The 14933-nt window shown below is 44.7% G+C and carries 17 protein-coding genes; 5 read left to right on the top strand and 12 right to left on the bottom strand.

Annotated features, from left to right (window positions below):
• Nucleotides 1-67 precede the first annotated feature (67 nt).
• Nucleotides 68-1051 (top strand): adenosylcobinamide-phosphate synthase CbiB, encoded by a 984-nt coding sequence (cbiB, locus tag CHRO_RS24415; protein WP_015156900.1) that lies wholly within the window; start codon nucleotides 68-70, stop codon nucleotides 1049-1051.
• Here the strand turns inward: cbiB and CHRO_RS24410 are convergent.
• The 5 genes from CHRO_RS24410 to holA form a co-directional block, all read right to left on the bottom strand.
• Nucleotides 1046-1882, bottom strand: coding sequence for a class I SAM-dependent methyltransferase (locus CHRO_RS24410; RefSeq protein WP_015156899.1), 837 nt, complete (start codon nucleotides 1880-1882; stop codon nucleotides 1046-1048). The two genes, cbiB and CHRO_RS24410, sit on opposite strands and share 6 nt — an antisense overlap.
• Nucleotides 1883-1895: 13 nt before the next feature.
• Entirely contained in the window at nucleotides 1896-2606 is a 711-nt protein-coding gene (locus tag CHRO_RS24405) for an urease accessory protein UreF (protein ID WP_015156898.1), read from the bottom strand.
• The gene (ureE, locus tag CHRO_RS24400; protein WP_015156897.1) at nucleotides 2593-3027 is read right to left on the bottom strand and encodes an urease accessory protein UreE; all 435 of its coding nucleotides are present in this window, start codon (nucleotides 3025-3027) and stop codon (nucleotides 2593-2595) included. Before ureE ends, CHRO_RS24405 begins: the two co-directional genes overlap by 14 nt.
• Before the next feature lie 103 nt (nucleotides 3028-3130).
• Nucleotides 3131-3616 carry a DUF4168 domain-containing protein gene (locus CHRO_RS24395; protein ID WP_015156896.1) on the bottom strand — a complete coding sequence of 162 codons (486 nt, stop codon included), beginning with the start codon at nucleotides 3614-3616 and terminating at the stop codon, nucleotides 3131-3133.
• 107 nt (nucleotides 3617-3723) lie between these two features.
• Entirely contained in the window at nucleotides 3724-4716 is a 993-nt protein-coding gene (gene holA, locus CHRO_RS24390; protein WP_015156895.1) for a DNA polymerase III subunit delta, read from the bottom strand.
• A 301-nt stretch (nucleotides 4717-5017) separates the two neighbouring features.
• Between holA and CHRO_RS24385 the strand changes: the two genes are divergently transcribed.
• Both CHRO_RS24385 and CHRO_RS24380 read left to right on the top strand, forming a co-directional pair.
• The gene (locus CHRO_RS24385; protein ID WP_015156894.1) at nucleotides 5018-5638 is read left to right on the top strand and encodes a precorrin-8X methylmutase; all 621 of its coding nucleotides are present in this window, start codon (nucleotides 5018-5020) and stop codon (nucleotides 5636-5638) included.
• Nucleotides 5639-5730: 92 nt separating this feature from the next.
• The gene (locus CHRO_RS24380; protein WP_015156893.1) at nucleotides 5731-6978 is read left to right on the top strand and encodes a bifunctional cobalt-precorrin-7 (C(5))-methyltransferase/cobalt-precorrin-6B (C(15))-methyltransferase; all 1248 of its coding nucleotides are present in this window, start codon (nucleotides 5731-5733) and stop codon (nucleotides 6976-6978) included.
• 165 nt (nucleotides 6979-7143) lie between these two features.
• Here CHRO_RS24380 and CHRO_RS24375 read toward each other — a convergent pair whose 3' ends face one another.
• Nucleotides 7144-7974: a CPBP family intramembrane glutamic endopeptidase gene (locus CHRO_RS24375; protein ID WP_051033300.1), complete on the bottom strand. Its 831-nt coding sequence runs from the start codon at nucleotides 7972-7974 to the stop codon at nucleotides 7144-7146.
• Between the two features lie 115 nt (nucleotides 7975-8089).
• Nucleotides 8090-8503, bottom strand: coding sequence for an AbrB family transcriptional regulator (locus tag CHRO_RS24370; RefSeq protein WP_015156891.1), 414 nt, complete (start codon nucleotides 8501-8503; stop codon nucleotides 8090-8092).
• A 1046-nt stretch (nucleotides 8504-9549) separates the two neighbouring features.
• Between CHRO_RS24370 and CHRO_RS24365 the strand changes: the two genes are divergently transcribed.
• Nucleotides 9550-10560 carry a succinate dehydrogenase/fumarate reductase iron-sulfur subunit gene (locus CHRO_RS24365; RefSeq protein ID WP_084739233.1) on the top strand — a complete coding sequence of 337 codons (1011 nt, stop codon included), beginning with the start codon at nucleotides 9550-9552 and terminating at the stop codon, nucleotides 10558-10560.
• A 166-nt stretch (nucleotides 10561-10726) separates the two neighbouring features.
• Here CHRO_RS24365 and CHRO_RS24360 read toward each other — a convergent pair whose 3' ends face one another.
• The 4 genes from CHRO_RS24360 to psbX all read right to left on the bottom strand — a co-directional run bounded on the left by CHRO_RS24360 (nucleotide 10727) and on the right by psbX (nucleotide 13255).
• Nucleotides 10727-11227, bottom strand: a complete 501-nt coding sequence (locus tag CHRO_RS24360; RefSeq protein WP_373425476.1) for a TolB family protein — start codon at nucleotides 11225-11227, stop codon at nucleotides 10727-10729.
• Between the two features lie 250 nt (nucleotides 11228-11477).
• Nucleotides 11478-12038: a TolB family protein gene (locus CHRO_RS24355; RefSeq protein ID WP_015156888.1), complete on the bottom strand. Its 561-nt coding sequence runs from the start codon at nucleotides 12036-12038 to the stop codon at nucleotides 11478-11480.
• A gap of 25 nt (nucleotides 12039-12063) precedes the next feature.
• The gene (locus CHRO_RS24350) at nucleotides 12064-12963 is read right to left on the bottom strand and encodes a Ycf66 family protein (RefSeq protein ID WP_015156887.1); all 900 of its coding nucleotides are present in this window, start codon (nucleotides 12961-12963) and stop codon (nucleotides 12064-12066) included.
• A gap of 172 nt (nucleotides 12964-13135) precedes the next feature.
• Nucleotides 13136-13255, bottom strand: coding sequence for a photosystem II reaction center X protein (gene psbX / locus CHRO_RS24345; protein ID WP_015156886.1), 120 nt, complete (start codon nucleotides 13253-13255; stop codon nucleotides 13136-13138).
• Between the two features lie 193 nt (nucleotides 13256-13448).
• Between psbX and pdxH the strand changes: the two genes are divergently transcribed.
• Nucleotides 13449-14093, top strand: coding sequence for a pyridoxamine 5'-phosphate oxidase (gene pdxH, locus CHRO_RS24340; RefSeq protein ID WP_015156885.1), 645 nt, complete (start codon nucleotides 13449-13451; stop codon nucleotides 14091-14093).
• A 27-nt stretch (nucleotides 14094-14120) separates the two neighbouring features.
• Here pdxH and CHRO_RS24335 read toward each other — a convergent pair whose 3' ends face one another.
• A complete protein-coding gene (locus CHRO_RS24335; RefSeq protein WP_015156884.1) occupies nucleotides 14121-14918 on the bottom strand; it encodes a DUF3153 domain-containing protein in 798 nt (265 codons plus the stop codon).
• Nucleotides 14919-14933: the final 15 nt, after the last annotated feature.

Here is a 14933-nt window from a genome sequence, read left to right as displayed (position 1 = left end):
GTTGGTAGTTGCACCTGAAGCCCCTTGTCTCCCTTGTCTTCCTTGTCCCAATTTTGAATTTTGAATTTTGAATTTTGTCCCCAGTTCCCCCAGCCCTCTTCTCATCGCCGCAGTTTTAGACTACTTAATTGGCGATCCTTGGGGTTTTCCACATCCGGTGCGGGTGATGGGATGGCTAATTGCTCAGTTTAATTATTTCGCATTCAAATATTTGAAATCCGAGCGATCGCTCTACTGGGCGGGTGTGGTTTTAGGATTAGGATTAATTCTTGGCAGTGGTGCTGTTAGCTGGTTATTGGTTTATGCTGCTAGCCAAGTACATCCATTATTGGGTCTAGTGACAGATAGCATTTTATTAGCCAGTTGTTTTGCACTTCGCAGTCTCAGAACAGCAGCAGAAGATGTCTTGCAACCTTTGGCAGCTGGCGATTTAGTACAAGCCAGAGCGAAATTAAGTCTTTATGTTGGTAGAGATACGCAAGAACTCTCAGCACTAGAAATTTTGAGAGCAGTCTTAGAAACAGTAGCGGAAAATGCCACTGACGGGGTGATGGCTCCCTTATTTTACGCGATCGCCTCTGCCTTCATACCATATACAAATGTGGCGTTTCTGCCCTTGGCATACAAAGCAGCAAGTACTCTTGATTCGATGGTAGGTTATCGAGAAGCACCATACACTCATTTAGGTAGATTTAGCGCTAAATTGGAAGACCGATTGACGTGGTTGCCTTGTCGTTTGACAGTTTTATCTCTCGCATTGCGATCGCTTAAGCCTTTGTATGTATGGCAAATGTGTCAGCGAGATGCAATTAAAGATCCCAGTCCTAATTCAGGTTGGAGTGAATGCGCTTATGCAGCTGTCTTAGGCGTACAACTAGGAGGAACGAATTGGTATCGAGGAGTAGCCAAGCAAAAGCCTTTACTGGGAGAACCGATTTATCCCATTACTAGAGAAAAAGTTCGGCAAGCCTTACAACTGACGCGGTATTGTTTTCTCTTGTGGCTGGGATCAGGAATTGGGGCGATCGCTATTTTTCATTTCTTATTATGAATTTTCTGCTTTCTTCCTGCCGACATAGAGAAAATGATCTGTCATTCCTAGTCCTTCTGCGGTAGTTCCCGTCGTCTCGATTAAATCTAACCAGGCTTCTGCTGCTGCTGGCGCAAGATTGTTAAAGGAGTTCTGCCAAGGGCTAGCAAAAGATTCTACCCCTGTTAAAGTGACAGTCTGAAAATCAGATTTAAATAACTGGTGAAACTCTTCGCTCGTCGTCAGATGACCATAGCCAAGCGGTGGTGCGTGTGTAGGATCGATATTACCATCTTGTAATAACTGCTGATGGAAGTCTTTACGGGTTAATACGAGTTCGGGTGCGGTACGAAATAGTTCTCTAAAGTATGTTAGGCGGTTAATCCCAGCTGCGAATAGCAAACCTTCTGGTTTTAGGATTTTAGCTGCTGCCTTAACAGGTTGTTGTCTTTCTTCAATAGAACATAAATGATAGAGAGGACCCAGCAAAAGTACTGCATCGAATTCTACATTTAAACAGTCTAACTGAGTTGCCGAAGTGCAATGCATTCCCAGTATTCTTTCGTGCAGCCCAATAGCTTTAAGCCTGGTATAGGTAGCGTCGAGTAGGCGTTGCGAGATGTCAACTAAGTAGATACAACAGCCTCGGCTTGCCAACAATTCTGCATAATGACCGACACCAACACCAATATCAGCAACAGTTGCATTGTCAGATATCCATCGATTTAGATAACGAGAAGTAATAGCAAACTCAATTGGAAAATGTTGCGACAAACGTGCTGATTCAAACTCAAAACCTGTATCGTTATAATGTCGTGCTACCCTCTCATAGATTCGATCGCGATCGCTCATATTAATTCTTCGATTAACTCCGAAATAAGCGCGTATATTGAGTTTCGTGTGCCATACTAGCCAGCGATAAACCCCAGCTACAACTACTCAATTCGTCATCAGTTAAGACTGAAATCCGAGCAGCTGCATCAACTATATGAGCTTGTAAATTAATTAAAATCTGTTGTCCGGCAGTTTGTCCGAGGGGAATCAGTTTAATCCCAGCAGTAACTAAATTTGTCGCCCAACTATGTAAATAACCTAAAACAGCAGTTTCTGGGGAAATTTGCCAGCAATGCGCAGCCACTCCAAAGGCGATCGCATAATTCACTGAATGACCTACTGCATTAAATATAGATTCTAACTGTGGCTGGAGTTCCAACAACAACCGCACCAGCGATCGCCCCATTTGCCAACTAGAATTACGCAACTCTTCCGTTTCCCGCGCCGCCGATAGCCAACTATTCCAATAATTTAAATTTGTTAAATTGCTTGCCAAAACAGCATTATATGCTCTGATCGTCATCGCCGCTTCAATCCGAATTGCGCCAAAATGCAATTCCCGTTCTAACCAATGTTGCAAACTTTGAGCATCTGCGATCGCCCCCCATTCTACCAGCGTTTCTATACCCTCAGAATAACTATAAGCCCCTACTGGTAAAGCCGGACTCGCCAATTGCAGCAAACTTAATAGTGCTAATTCCGAATTCCAAATTCCGCATTCCGAATTCCTAATGGTGTCCATACGCGCCAACTTCAGGCTGAAATGGAGCGTTTTCTTCTATTACGATGACTCCCAGATGTTCTAACATTGCTTGCAATACTGGATCGGGAGATAAGCGAAGATAGTTAGTACCAATTTCTAAGGGTACGTGACGATTACCCAAATGATATGCAGCCCTCAGTAAATCTAAAGATGTAGCTGCTGTGACCGTCAAGACTAGTTCTGATTTTGCCTTGACTAAAATCAAATATTCGCCATTATCCGATCGCAACATATCTCCATCCCGCAATACCGTTCCTCTGGGTAAACGTAGAAATACCGTTTCTCCTTCCTCAGTTTCAAAGCGATGGCGGCTTTTCGTACGTTCCTCCGCCGTCAGCACCAAGGTAAAAGCATTGACAGCACTGTTAATAGCTGGTAAGCGATCGGTTATAGTTAACATCAGTTATCAGTTATCAGGGAGTAGGGAGCAGGGAGCAGGGAGCAGTTAATTCTCTACTTACGAATTCCGAATTCCAAATTCCGAATTCCGAATTCCGAATTCGTTAAGGGCTACCTTGTAATCGCAGCATTTCATCTTGAATTCGCTGTCTTAAATCGGGATTATTTTGGACTGTTTTGGTAATTTGATTAAATTCTTCAAAAGAACTAAAGTATTTTTTCACAATTGATTCATACTGCGAGCAATAGCCTTTGGCAATACTGCGAGCGTTATCTGGTAGGTTAGAGATGCTATCTTCGCGATCGCACGCAATGCGGGGTAACTCTTCAGAACCCATACTTTGTTTGAGATCGGTTAAAGCCGTTTGGCGGACTGGTTCTGCCTCCAAAACAGCCCTAGCATAATTGTTAACTTCTGCTTCGCTGAAGTCTTGAGCAGATGCAGCAGTGCTGAAGTTGAGATTGCTGAAATTGTGCAGATCGGGTAGTCCAGCAACTACACTCAACGCGCTAATTGCCCCAATCAGCAGCGATCGCGATAACATCCGGTTGAAGTTGGTCAGTAAATAGAGATAGCAAAATTTAGTCATATTTTATGTTGGCAGAAAATGTCATACCGGAGGCATCAGTTCTTTTGAATCATTTTCAGAGTTAGAAGTTCCAGCCATTTCTCACTGCGCTTTATTCCAGCTTACAGCTAGCTGTTAGATGATGAAAAAATCTGGCAAAGGGCGATCGCTTTTGTTTGCAACGTCGTTATTTGTTCTGCACCTTGTTTCAAGCTCACTTCTAATTCCAGCAAGACGGGTAAAGCAGCGATCAGTTGCTGTGTAGAAATCTGCATCACTTCTCGCTTGAGAATAAATACTCGTTTAGGATTGCTAATTTCTGCTGCTTGAGCGATCTGTTGTTCCGAGTTTTCGCCTCGTTCTAACATTAGCTTTACCCATAGCCAAGTCCGAAACTGTCCGATCAACGTTGCCACGATTTTGAGTACGGGTTCGTTGCGACCGATCAACTGCCCGATGAGAATCAAAGTTTTGTTTGTATCTCCCTGACGAATTGCTTCTGCTAGCTTTAAGCTATTTTGAGTATTGAATTTAACCAAGTCTGCTACAATACTCTCGCCTATGGGTGGAGAATTCTCACCTGCATAGAGTTTGAGCTTTTCCAGTTCGTTATAAAGCAGTCGCGTATCATTTCCTACAGATTCAACGATCGCTTCTACTGCACTGGGAGTGAGCTTCACCCCCAAACTTTGAGCGGCTTGTCGTACCTGCTGAAGCAGTAAATCTGTTTTCCACGGTGGAATCAGCGCAAATTCCTGCACTTCGGCATGTTCTTGGAAAAGTTTAGTCGATTTCAGCCTGCCATCCGGTTTATTGCGACTTGTCAGTAACAAAATTGAAGTCTCGGGAATAGCTGGTAGGGTGCGTTTTAGTTCAGCCAATAAGTCATCCGAACAATTTTGACAAACAGTGGTATCCACCAGCCAAACAAGACGACTACCCATCCCAAATGGTGGTGTCATCGCTTGATTGAATCCCTGAATTAGAGCATCTGATTGTGTAGGCGGAATTTGCGTGTAGTTAAAACTCATCCAATTTGGATCGAGGCAGCGATCGCGCAAGCCATTAACTGCTTGTTGTAACGAAAACTCATCTTCACCCCAGTAGAAGTAGATTGGCATAATTCGTCATTAGTCATTAGTCATTGGTCACTACAAATCGATGCACGATAATTGGCATACTCTAGCATCTCGATCGTCGCACATTGACCAAATCAAATTAGAAGTATGGTTTCAGTGGAGTAAACTTGTTTTATGGTGGAACTAGTTTTGTACAGACGTTACTTTGTAGAGACGTTACATGTAACGTCTCTACAAAGTAACGTCTGTACGGGCGGGTTTTGACTCCCGATCTACTGTTTTAACTGTTAATCTATTGGCTAAACCCGCCCCTACGATAACTGATAACTGATAGCTGACAAGTGTGAACTTCCCTATCCATCCCATCATGACGCAGAGTTTTGCGGTTATCGATCGCGAAATTGGCACGTATAAAGATAAATTTAGTCCGGCTGAGTATGCGATCGTCAGACGGGTAATTCATAGTACGGCTGATTTTGAGTTTCAGCATTTGATTTGTTTTAGTCCCAACGCCATTGAAGCAGGAATTCAGGCAGTTCGCGATCGCGTGCCGATTATTACTGATGTAGGAATGGTGAAACAGGGTGTAGTGAATTTGCTCAGAAAAACTTTTGATAATCCACTCATTAGTGCTGTAGAAGGAGTTGAAGTAGCTCTTCCAGGCAAAACCCGCACGGAAACAGGATTAATCAAGTCTTATGAAAAGTTTCCTACAGCAATTTTTGCGATCGGTAATGCTCCCACAGCGCTTTTAGCTTTATGTCAAGAATTAGAAAGCGCCAGTACGCTACCAGCTTTGGTAATTGGTGCGCCAGTAGGTTTTATCTCAGTAGTTGAATCTAAGGCTGCATTAGCTCGCTCCCCAGTCAATCAAATTCGTGTAGAAGGACGCAAAGGAGGTTCCTCCATCGCTGCTGCGATCTTAAATGCTTTAATTATGTTGGCATTAGAACGGGAGTCGTAAGTCGTAAATCGTCAGTCGTAAGTCGTCAGTATTTCCCACGCCACGCACCACTTTCTACCGATCGCCGATCGCTGTCAACTGATAATTATTAAATGACACCAATACACGTAATTGGCATTGGATTAGATGGAACTGAGGGACTAGTTGATTCACTACGTCAATTGGTTGTGAAGGCAAAATTACTTGTAGGGAGCGATCGCCATTTAAATTACTTCCCACACCACCCAGCACCACGCCTGATACTAGGAGATTTCATCGAAGCGATCGCTCAAATTCGCCGTTATTTAGCAGATGGGAAAGATGGTATTGTAATTTTAGTATCGGGCGATCCGTTATTTTTTGGTTTAGGGCGATTGCTACTCGCGGAACTCCCACCAGAACACCTAACTTTTCATCCCCACCTCAGCTCAATCCAGTTAGCATTTAATCGGCTCAAAGTTCCCTGGCAAGATGCTAGAGCGATCAGCGCTCACGGGCGATCGCTAGATGAATTAATTCAGGCGTTGCAGCAAGGGGTAGAGAAGATTGCCGTATTGACGGATAACACAAATAACCCTCATGCGATCGCTCGTCTATTAGTATCGCTAGATTTACTCGCTCGATACAAACTTTGGGTATGCGAAAATTTGGGTAGCGAGGACGAAGTATGTCGAGAGATTAACTGTAACGTTTCTACAGACAATCTGTCTTTTGCACCTTTAAATATTGTTGTCTTACTCCGCCAATCCGAGTCAGAACTGCAACTGAACTTAGCCAACTTACCGCAACTAGGGATACCAGATCGTTTATTTCTCAGTTTTAGCGATCGCCCAGGATTGATGACAAAACGAGAAGTACGCCTGTTGATTTTAGGCGAACTGGCGCTGCAACCCGAACAAATTGTATGGGATATTGGGGCGGGAACTGGTTCGGTTTCGATTGAAATTGCTCGCTTATTTCCTACTAGTAAAATTTACGCAATTGAAAAAACGGCAGCTGGTAGCACGTTAATTGCTCAAAACTGCCAACGATTCGGAGTCAAAAACGTTATGTCAATCTACGGTACTGCTCCAGAAATCTTACAGGATCTTCCTAGATGCGATCGCGTTTTTATCGGTGGTAGCAGTGGTAACTTAACCTCTATTCTAGAAACCTGTTCCTGCTTATCTTCTGGCGGAGTTTTAGTCATTGCTCTTGCTACCCTAGAACACCTCAGTACAGCTCTAGACTGGTTCAAGCATCAAAATAGCTGGGAATATCAATTATTGCAAGTCCAACTCTCCCGTTCCGTACCCATAGCGCAACTCACCCGCTTTGCTCCTCTGAATCCAGTTACAATTATCACAGCTAAACACCTTTAGCGATCTTCTTCACGCCTACTCTACGAGAAGCCACTTTGCGCCTTTGCGCCTTTGCGTGACATAAAAATTTGAACGTTGGATACTACATGATAGTATTAACGATCGCTTTGCAGCATTTCCCGAGCTTCTGCATGTTTTAACATCCTGGCGCGATCGCGCTTTTATTTAAGCGTAAAAAACTCTGTATAACCAAATAAGCGTGCCTGTTGCAAGTAAAAATAGTAACCCTACAACACCAGCCAAAGGCTTGCCATATTTCCCCGTGACCCATTCTGCTGCATTACCCGTATAATCTACGACTTGTAAGGTATCCAAACACGCGATCGCCCATACCCAACCCGCATGGAGTCCCCAAGCTAAGCCCAAACTTCCATTGTCTACCCAACGGGCAAGCACCAACACCATACCCATTAACCACAGTCCGGGTAATTGTGGCAATGTTTCTTTTTGCTCCCAAACTAGATGTAACAAAGCAAAAATTAGACTGGAAATCGCAGCTGCCCAGCCTAAATAAAAGTCGTGTTTTAGTTGAGTGAAAACGAAGCCGCGAAAAATTAATTCTTCCGTGCCGCTAATCCACACTGCTAATAGTAAAGTTAGCAGCACAACTGATGCAATTTGTCTAGATTTTTTTGGTTCGGATTGCTGCCATTTCACCCAACCAAGAGCTATTTGTCCGGCAAATAAACTAGTAATACCGATCGCGCCAATTACAAAACCCCCACCACTAGAAATTAACAGATGCCAATTCCAGGTGAAGCCCCAATCGGTAAAAGGTACTGCCAAAATCTGGCTGGCTTGCCATAAAATCAAGGGCGCGATCGCGTAAAGTGAGGCAAGCAGTGGTAATTTTTGTCCACTTGTAATTGGTTGAGACGGTCGCCATTTAATTGCGATCGCGCAGCCAATTGCTAATGGTAGCCAGCAAGCAGTCCATACTAGAAAAAATTCTGTCACCTGTATCATCGATACAGGTGCAATTGTCTGGAATGACATTAAGATTTGGCAGTTACTACGATCCGCGATTAGCACGCCTCAGATAAAATTTGTCATCGGTCACTTGCCATTGATTGCTGGTGGCTAACCAATGATAATTGACCAACGACCATTTTTATTCGTCGTCTTCATCGTCTAAGTTATCGTCTCTACTTTTATCGCTATCGAGTTGAATTAGGTGAATGTGTTTGTAACCTAATTTAATCTCAAATTCATCACCTGGCTTTAAGCCCATTGCTTCGGTGTAAGTAGCACCAATTACAATTTGACCGTTTTTGTGTACGCTGACGCGATAGGTTGGTTCCCGTCCGCGACCATCTTTTGGTCCTTCAGGACTCAGAGGAATGCCCCTTGCTGCGAGTAAGGCATCATAAAAATCGGTTAAATTGACGCGAGTTTGGCTGTTTTTTGTGACCGTATAATAGCCACAGGCTTTTGCTCTTTCTCGTCTAGGTAAGTTAGAAAGTTCTTTTACCTTTTGCAGCAATGCTTTTCCAGTTAATGGATGGGTTGCAGTTTCAGTACTCACGCTCCAAATATCCTTACGTTCTCCAAAGTGGGTAAAGTTTGCTTGACAGATATTGACTGAGCTGTTTGCTTTTTGTCTATCGTCAAGTTGCTCTTTGCTAGTCGCACATTGTTTGTGCGATTTTTTCAGCCATCAGTTACACTTTGTCAGTTGTAGGCTGTTTATTTGCCACTGACATGCGATCTTCGATCGCCGACTGCTCTGGCTAATTGCCAAGTAGCTAATCTCTTATTTTATAGAAGAAGTATGTCCAAATCTCTCCTGTTCTCCAAAAATTTTTTCCATAATTAGATACTACCCATTTTAAATTCAACTTTGCAAATTTAATCTTAATTTTTTAACCAACCTTACCAAATATACAATCTTCGATCGCTAACATCGAAGTTTTTTAGTCAAGCAGACACTCCTCGGACTCTAACTGGGAAATGCAACAAACATCAATAATTTTTCCCATTTCTGTAGCAGACTGAACTAAACGCTAGCCATAAGGGGACAATTTGGTTAGGCATAGCAGAATCTAACTCCCAAAAATGGTTGCAAGCGCTTAGCTTTCACAGCAAAGAACCAAAAAAATTTCGATCGAGACAGGTAAAATCGGAGGAAAGAGGTCATCCCTTTCTACTGATTTATGGCGAGAAAAGAGATCTGCCTAGCCCCCAAATCATTAAAGAGGTCAGGGAATCGGATCTGTTGTCAGAGCAGATAAAATTGGTATCAATCTAAAATCCCTGACCTTTACGAGTACGAAATTGCTCTAGCTTCATTTCTTTAGCACCAGCGACTCATGCGCCCACAAAGAGGGAAAATATATTTTTTTAAAAAAGGGGTTGACAAACCTGAAACTTGACCCTGGGGCTAGATAAATTCCACCAGATTTAGGTCGATCGTTCTAGACTAGAAGCAGTTCCAGCGCGATCGACTACAGAGCAGTAATTTAACTAACCAGACAGCAAAATCTCCTTTGAAAGGATGGATTAAATGTCAAGTAGCGTTAACAACGATTTATCAGCGCGATCGCTCCTATGTACAAAATTTAGTTGATGGCAATGCAAGTTCTATTTAAAATCATCCGACAATCAGAAAATTCCGCGCCTCGCGTTCAGTCTTATCAGCTAGAGGTAGAACCAGGAAATACAATCTTGGACTGCTTAAATCAGATTAAGTGGGAGCAAGATGGTAGCTTAGCATTTCGTAAAAATTGTCGCAATACTATTTGTGGTAGTTGTGGAATGCGAATTAATGGTCGCTCGGCTCTAGCCTGTAAAGAAAATATTGGTAGCGAAGTCAGCCGACTGCAATTAAGCACGGGTGAGAGCAGGAATAGAGATGTTAAGACACCAGAAATCATTATCTCTCCTTTGGGGAATATGCCAGTCATCAAAGATCTGGTAGTAGATATGAAGAGTTTTTGGAATCATCTAGAGGCAGTCGATCCCTATGTCAGCACGGGGGCAAGAAAAATCCCAGAACGGGAGTTTTTGCAATCACCAGCAGAGCGATCGCAATTAGATCGAACGGGTAACTGTATTATGTGTGGTGCTTGTTATTCTGAATGCAATGCTCGCGAAATCAATCCCGATTTTGTCGGTCCTCATGCTTTAGCCAAAGCATACCGCATGGTAGCAGATACTCGCGATGCTGAAACCGCAACTCGGTTAGAAAAGTATAACCAAGGAACCCAAGGCGTTTGGGGCTGCACTCGTTGTTATTACTGCAACACTGTTTGTCCAATGGATGTTGCACCGATGGATCGCATCAGTCAGATCAAGCAGGAAATCTTACCATTAAAAGATGCTGCCGATAGCCGTTCCATCCGCCACCGTAAAGTTTTAGTCGAGTTAGTCAAAGAAGGTGGCTGGATCGACGAGCGTAAGTTTGGGTTGCACGTTGTATCAAATTACCTGCGAGATCTTAGGGGCTTACTCAGTTTAGGACCTTTAGGATTGCGAATGCTCGGACGCGGCAAATTCCCGCTCAAATTCGAGCCTTCCGAAGGCGTGGCAGAAGTGCGATCGCTGATTGAAGCTGTGAAAGAAGGAGCGAGGAGTGAGGAGTGAGGGGACTCTCGAAGACAAGGGGTATAAGGGGATAAAAGAGTTGCGGGAGCGCAAGGTTGCTGAGGGAGCAAGACAAGTCGCAAGTCGCAATTAAAACATGCACCACTCTCTTACCCCTCACTCCTCGCTCCTCACTCCTCACTCCTCACTCTCCCCTGACAACCGTTCACTGCGGGTTCATCGGCACGTTAATCAAGTTACCAGCGCGATCGCAAACTAAAATATCCCATTGACCGTTAGCGCTCGATTCAAAGGCAATCCTGTTGCCATCGTTGCTAATGGTAGGGTGGCGCACTTCTGCTGCTAAATTTGCCGTCAAATTCCTTAATTGGCGAGTTTCGCGATCGTAGAGAAAAATACCAACTTGACCTCGCCTACTACTAGTAAACACAATGTAGCGACCATCGGCTGATAAGTCGGGATCGGAGGCGATCGCATCAACAGAGTTTAACCCTGGCAGATTTACGAGACTACTCGTTTTCAAATTAAATAAATAAACATCTTGTCGCCCGAAGCGATCGGATGTAAACACTACGTATTCACCTGCAACGCGCGGAGACAATTCTGCGGCAGGACTGTTGAGGCTGCGTCCCCCTAGATCGAAGGGATAGCTTAAAAGATGGGGAGAGCCGCTACAGCCACTCAGGAAACTAACTAGGAGCAATATCAATAGAGAGAAACAGATAGACAAGGGAGACAAGGAGCGAGGAAGACAAGGGAGACAAGGGGGACGAGGGAGACGAGGGAGACAAGGGAGACAAGGGAGACAAGGGGGACAAGGGAGACAAGGGGGACAAGGGAGACAAGGGGGACAAGGGAGACAAGGGAGACAAGGGGGACAAGGGAGCTGAGGAGATAAAATAACTAACTGGTCACTGGTCACTGGTCACTGGTCACTGGTCACTGATAACTGCTCCCTACTCCCTAACAACTGTCATCGTACCATCTGGAATATCCAACTCAACGCGATCGCCTCGGTCTAGAATTTCGATATCCCATTGCCCGTTTTTACTGCTTTCAAAGGCAATGTAACGCCCGTCAGGACTGATGCTGGGGTTGCGCACCCATGCCTGATACCACTGGCTGACAATCTGCGTTTGTTGCGTAGCGCGATCGTATAGTGTCAAAACAAGTTTACCGCGATCGCCAGTTAAATAAGTTAAATAGCGCCCCGTATAACTCAAGCTCGGATGTTCTGCGATCGCTGCGGCGGGAATGCGCGGTAGAGAAATGAGGCAGCGGTCTTGTAAATCGTATAACAGTAAACGGTGCTTGCCATCGCGATTTGAGACATACGCCAACCAACGCCCATCACCGCTCAAGGCTGGTTGTTCGTCACTATAAGGGCTATTCAGGAAGCCTGACAAACAAACTTGGCGATCGCTAGGACTACAGGCTGCGATCGCCAAACTCAAGATACTTATAGTGAGCGTCCAACACAGCCACTTCAGCCACCGTCTCAGCGTAGATTTTTTCATCTATGCTGTCGCCATCCGTGCGAAACTATGGCTCGTCAAAATTAGTCGAATTGTCGCGATCGTCGTCAAACCGCTCGATTGGCTTGTAATCGACATAATCGGAAGCTGGAACTTGGACATCATCTTGACCGTAAACTGAATTTTGAGGCGGACGACGTTTTCTGGGTCTAGATGACACTTCTGTATCCGCTGGTTCCACACGTCTGGAGCCGTTACTACCGGAGCGAGGCGGCTTGCTGGTACGAGTCACTTTTTCTTCCCAGTCATCTTCTCTAGTTGCCTGAGTTGAATCGTTCCAATCTTCATCTTGTGTGTCTGGCGGGAGGGGACGAGATTCTGGACGAGAACGACGCTTGCTGGTGCTGGTACGAGTTCGGTCGGCAGGTGCAATTCTTTCAGTTCCGCTACGGCTTGACGAGCGGCGGGGTGGTTCTTCCTCATCGCGGCGATAGCGTCGGGGGATTTCATCCTCGCGATCGTACTCGCGATCGTAATCGTCCGTGCGCGTGGAACGTCCATCTCTGCTCCCTCGAATCCGCCGTGGGATCGTGCGTTCTTCCTCTAAAGGATCGTATTCGTCTAACTCTGCTTCGTATTGATATGCAGAGCTGACGGGTCTTTCTTCGTCTACAATTCGAGTATTGCGTCGAGCTTGTTCTGTAGCTACGCTCCGTAGCCTCACGCTTTCTACAGCAAAAAATATTGTTCCTCCTGTCAGCAGCAGTTGACCGAATTGCATAATTGGGTCATACCGCCAACCTTGAAAAATCAGGACGAAACCACAGACTAAACCGATCGCAGCAAAAAAAATGTCGTGATCTCGCGCCAATCCAGGGCGAAAGTTGCGGAGGAAATATAGCGCTGCCCCAGCTACAGCTAAGACAATGCCCGAAATACTCGCAAAGTTAAAGTTGAAGTTGACCATTTTCGTTCTCTCAAGTATGTCTAGCCTAGCGAGTCAACTAGAAGATCGTCAAAGGTTGCTGGGTAGATGAGGGATTGGGAGTTAGGAGTGAGGGGTAAGGGAATTCTCCATTAATTCCGAATTCCGAATTCTGAATTCCGAATTTTCCCTACTCCCTGCTCCCTGTTCCCTCTTACGAACGTTGAATCTTATCTTGTTGGCTAATAAAAATCAAACCAACTGTGACTGGGATCACCACAATTGCCAAACCTGCCAGCAAACTGAAAAAGAAGTTCATTAAAGAAGGTGTCATAGATTTTTAACCACAATGGTCTAGTACTTCAACTCTAATTGTAATTTGTCGTTACACGCTTGAGAAGGCAGATCGGTCATTGGTTATTTGTAAGCTACCCCCTATTAAAACTAAGGTATGGCAGGATTAGTCATTAGTCATTGGTCATTTGCGATCTACCCATTACCCATTACCCATTACAGTCGCTAAAACTATGAATCCTAATGTTGCCGATCTTCGCATAGATTATCAACTTGAAGGTTTGCAGGAAACTGATGTCGATCCGAATCCTTTGCGTCAATTTCAAATTTGGTTCGATCGCGCTCTATCAGCTCAAATTCCCGAACCAAATGCTATGACCTTAGCCACTGCTACGACTGATGCTATACCTTCGGCTCGAATTGTCTTGCTCAAGGGTTTTGACGAACGCGGTTTCGTTTTTTATACCAATTATCAAAGTCATAAAGGGCAAGAACTAACAACCAATCCCCATGCAGCGCTAGTTTTTTGGTGGGCGGAACTCGAACGCCAAGTGCGGATTGAAGGGCGGGTAGAACAAGTTTCAGCCCAAGAGTCAGATGAATATTATCGCAGCCGTCCGTTAAATAGCCGCTTGGGAGCTTGGGCTTCCGAGCAAAGTCAAGTGGTGGAAAGTCGCGCAGCTTTAGAACAGCGCTTGCAAGAATTGCAAACCAAGTATGAAAATCGAGACATTCCCCGTCCGCCGTACTGGGGAGGTTTTCGCGTCATTCCTAACGCAATTGAGTTTTGGCAAGGTAGACCGAGTAGATTGCACGATCGCCTCCGCTATCGTTTATTAGAAAACGGTAGTTGGACAATCGAGCGGTTGTCTCCTTAGGGTATAGAGACGTTAAACGTAACGTCTCTATACTGCTCCCTGCTCCCTACTCCCTCCTGAAGTTGGCACAGTGCGATCGCGTAAATAAACCCCTAACGCAATGAATAAAATAATGAAAATTGTGCCAATTCCCAGGGGACTGGGGAGCCAGAAAATAGTTTCTATATGATTAATCTGTCCTGGTTGCAGCCGCCATATCAACCGATTACCCTGTTTGTTAGCGGGAATGGCGTTTTCTGCCTTCTCGATGCTGCGTCCTCCCCAAGGGGCGTTGAGGCTGAATTCAAAATCTAAGATCGAACTGGGGTTAATGGCGAGATTTGTGTTTGTAGAAATTAGGGAGAGCGATCGCAAGTCTAAGTCGAAACTCAACCGATTTCTCACTAACAATAAAAAATTATTTTGCTTCAAACTCAATTGAGAGTCTATTGGTGGCAAGTCCGTTTCTGTTAAATTATTTGGATTTTCCTTGTCAATGTAGTGGAAAAATGCATTAAATTTTTCTGCTAAGTCCGCCCCATTTTTAAACGGAATTGTGACCGTGACTTCTCGATCCGATCGCCGCTTGGCTTTTCCGTGCAGTTGCTTGACGCGACGTTCGATGCTGTCTAGCCAAGTCTTTACCGAATCACCACTCAAACTCATCAGCCGTTCGTCTAGCTGGATGTGCTGCACGATTTCGCCATAGTTGGGACTGTCAAAATTTACCCCGACTTGATACTGGACGCAGCCGGAAAGAATCAAGGAAGACAACAACACAATTCCTAATAAGCGCAGCTGTCCGATAATTTTCCTAGCTGATGCCATCAAGATAGATAGTTTCACAGATCCCCCTCTGAA

The sequence above is a fragment of the Chroococcidiopsis thermalis PCC 7203 genome, from assembly GCF_000317125.1.
Taxonomy (GTDB): Bacteria; Cyanobacteriota; Cyanobacteriia; order Cyanobacteriales; family Chroococcidiopsidaceae; genus Chroococcidiopsis; species Chroococcidiopsis thermalis.
This window is presented reverse-complemented; position numbering and strand designations above follow the sequence as displayed.

Coding starts and splice junctions, on each gene's coding strand:
- CHRO_RS24410 (WP_015156899.1), bottom strand. CDS start 1,882: ATGAGCGATCGCGATCGAATCTATGAGAGGGTAGCACGACATTATAAC.
- CHRO_RS24405 (WP_015156898.1), bottom strand. CDS start 2,606: ATGGACACCATTAGGAATTCGGAATGCGGAATTTGGAATTCGGAATTA.
- ureE (WP_015156897.1), bottom strand. CDS start 3,027: ATGTTAACTATAACCGATCGCTTACCAGCTATTAACAGTGCTGTCAAT.
- CHRO_RS24395 (WP_015156896.1), bottom strand. CDS start 3,616: ATGACTAAATTTTGCTATCTCTATTTACTGACCAACTTCAACCGGATG.
- holA (WP_015156895.1), bottom strand. CDS start 4,716: ATGCCAATCTACTTCTACTGGGGTGAAGATGAGTTTTCGTTACAACAA.
- CHRO_RS24380 (WP_015156893.1), top strand. CDS start 5,731: ATGACACCAATACACGTAATTGGCATTGGATTAGATGGAACTGAGGGA.
- CHRO_RS24375 (WP_051033300.1), bottom strand. CDS start 7,974: ATGTCATTCCAGACAATTGCACCTGTATCGATGATACAGGTGACAGAA.
- CHRO_RS24365 (WP_084739233.1), top strand. CDS start 9,550: ATGCAAGTTCTATTTAAAATCATCCGACAATCAGAAAATTCCGCGCCT.
- CHRO_RS24355 (WP_015156888.1), bottom strand. CDS start 12,038: ATGAAAAAATCTACGCTGAGACGGTGGCTGAAGTGGCTGTGTTGGACG.
- CHRO_RS24350 (WP_015156887.1), bottom strand. CDS start 12,963: ATGGTCAACTTCAACTTTAACTTTGCGAGTATTTCGGGCATTGTCTTA.
- psbX (WP_015156886.1), bottom strand. CDS start 13,255: ATGACACCTTCTTTAATGAACTTCTTTTTCAGTTTGCTGGCAGGTTTG.
- pdxH (WP_015156885.1), top strand. CDS start 13,449: ATGAATCCTAATGTTGCCGATCTTCGCATAGATTATCAACTTGAAGGT.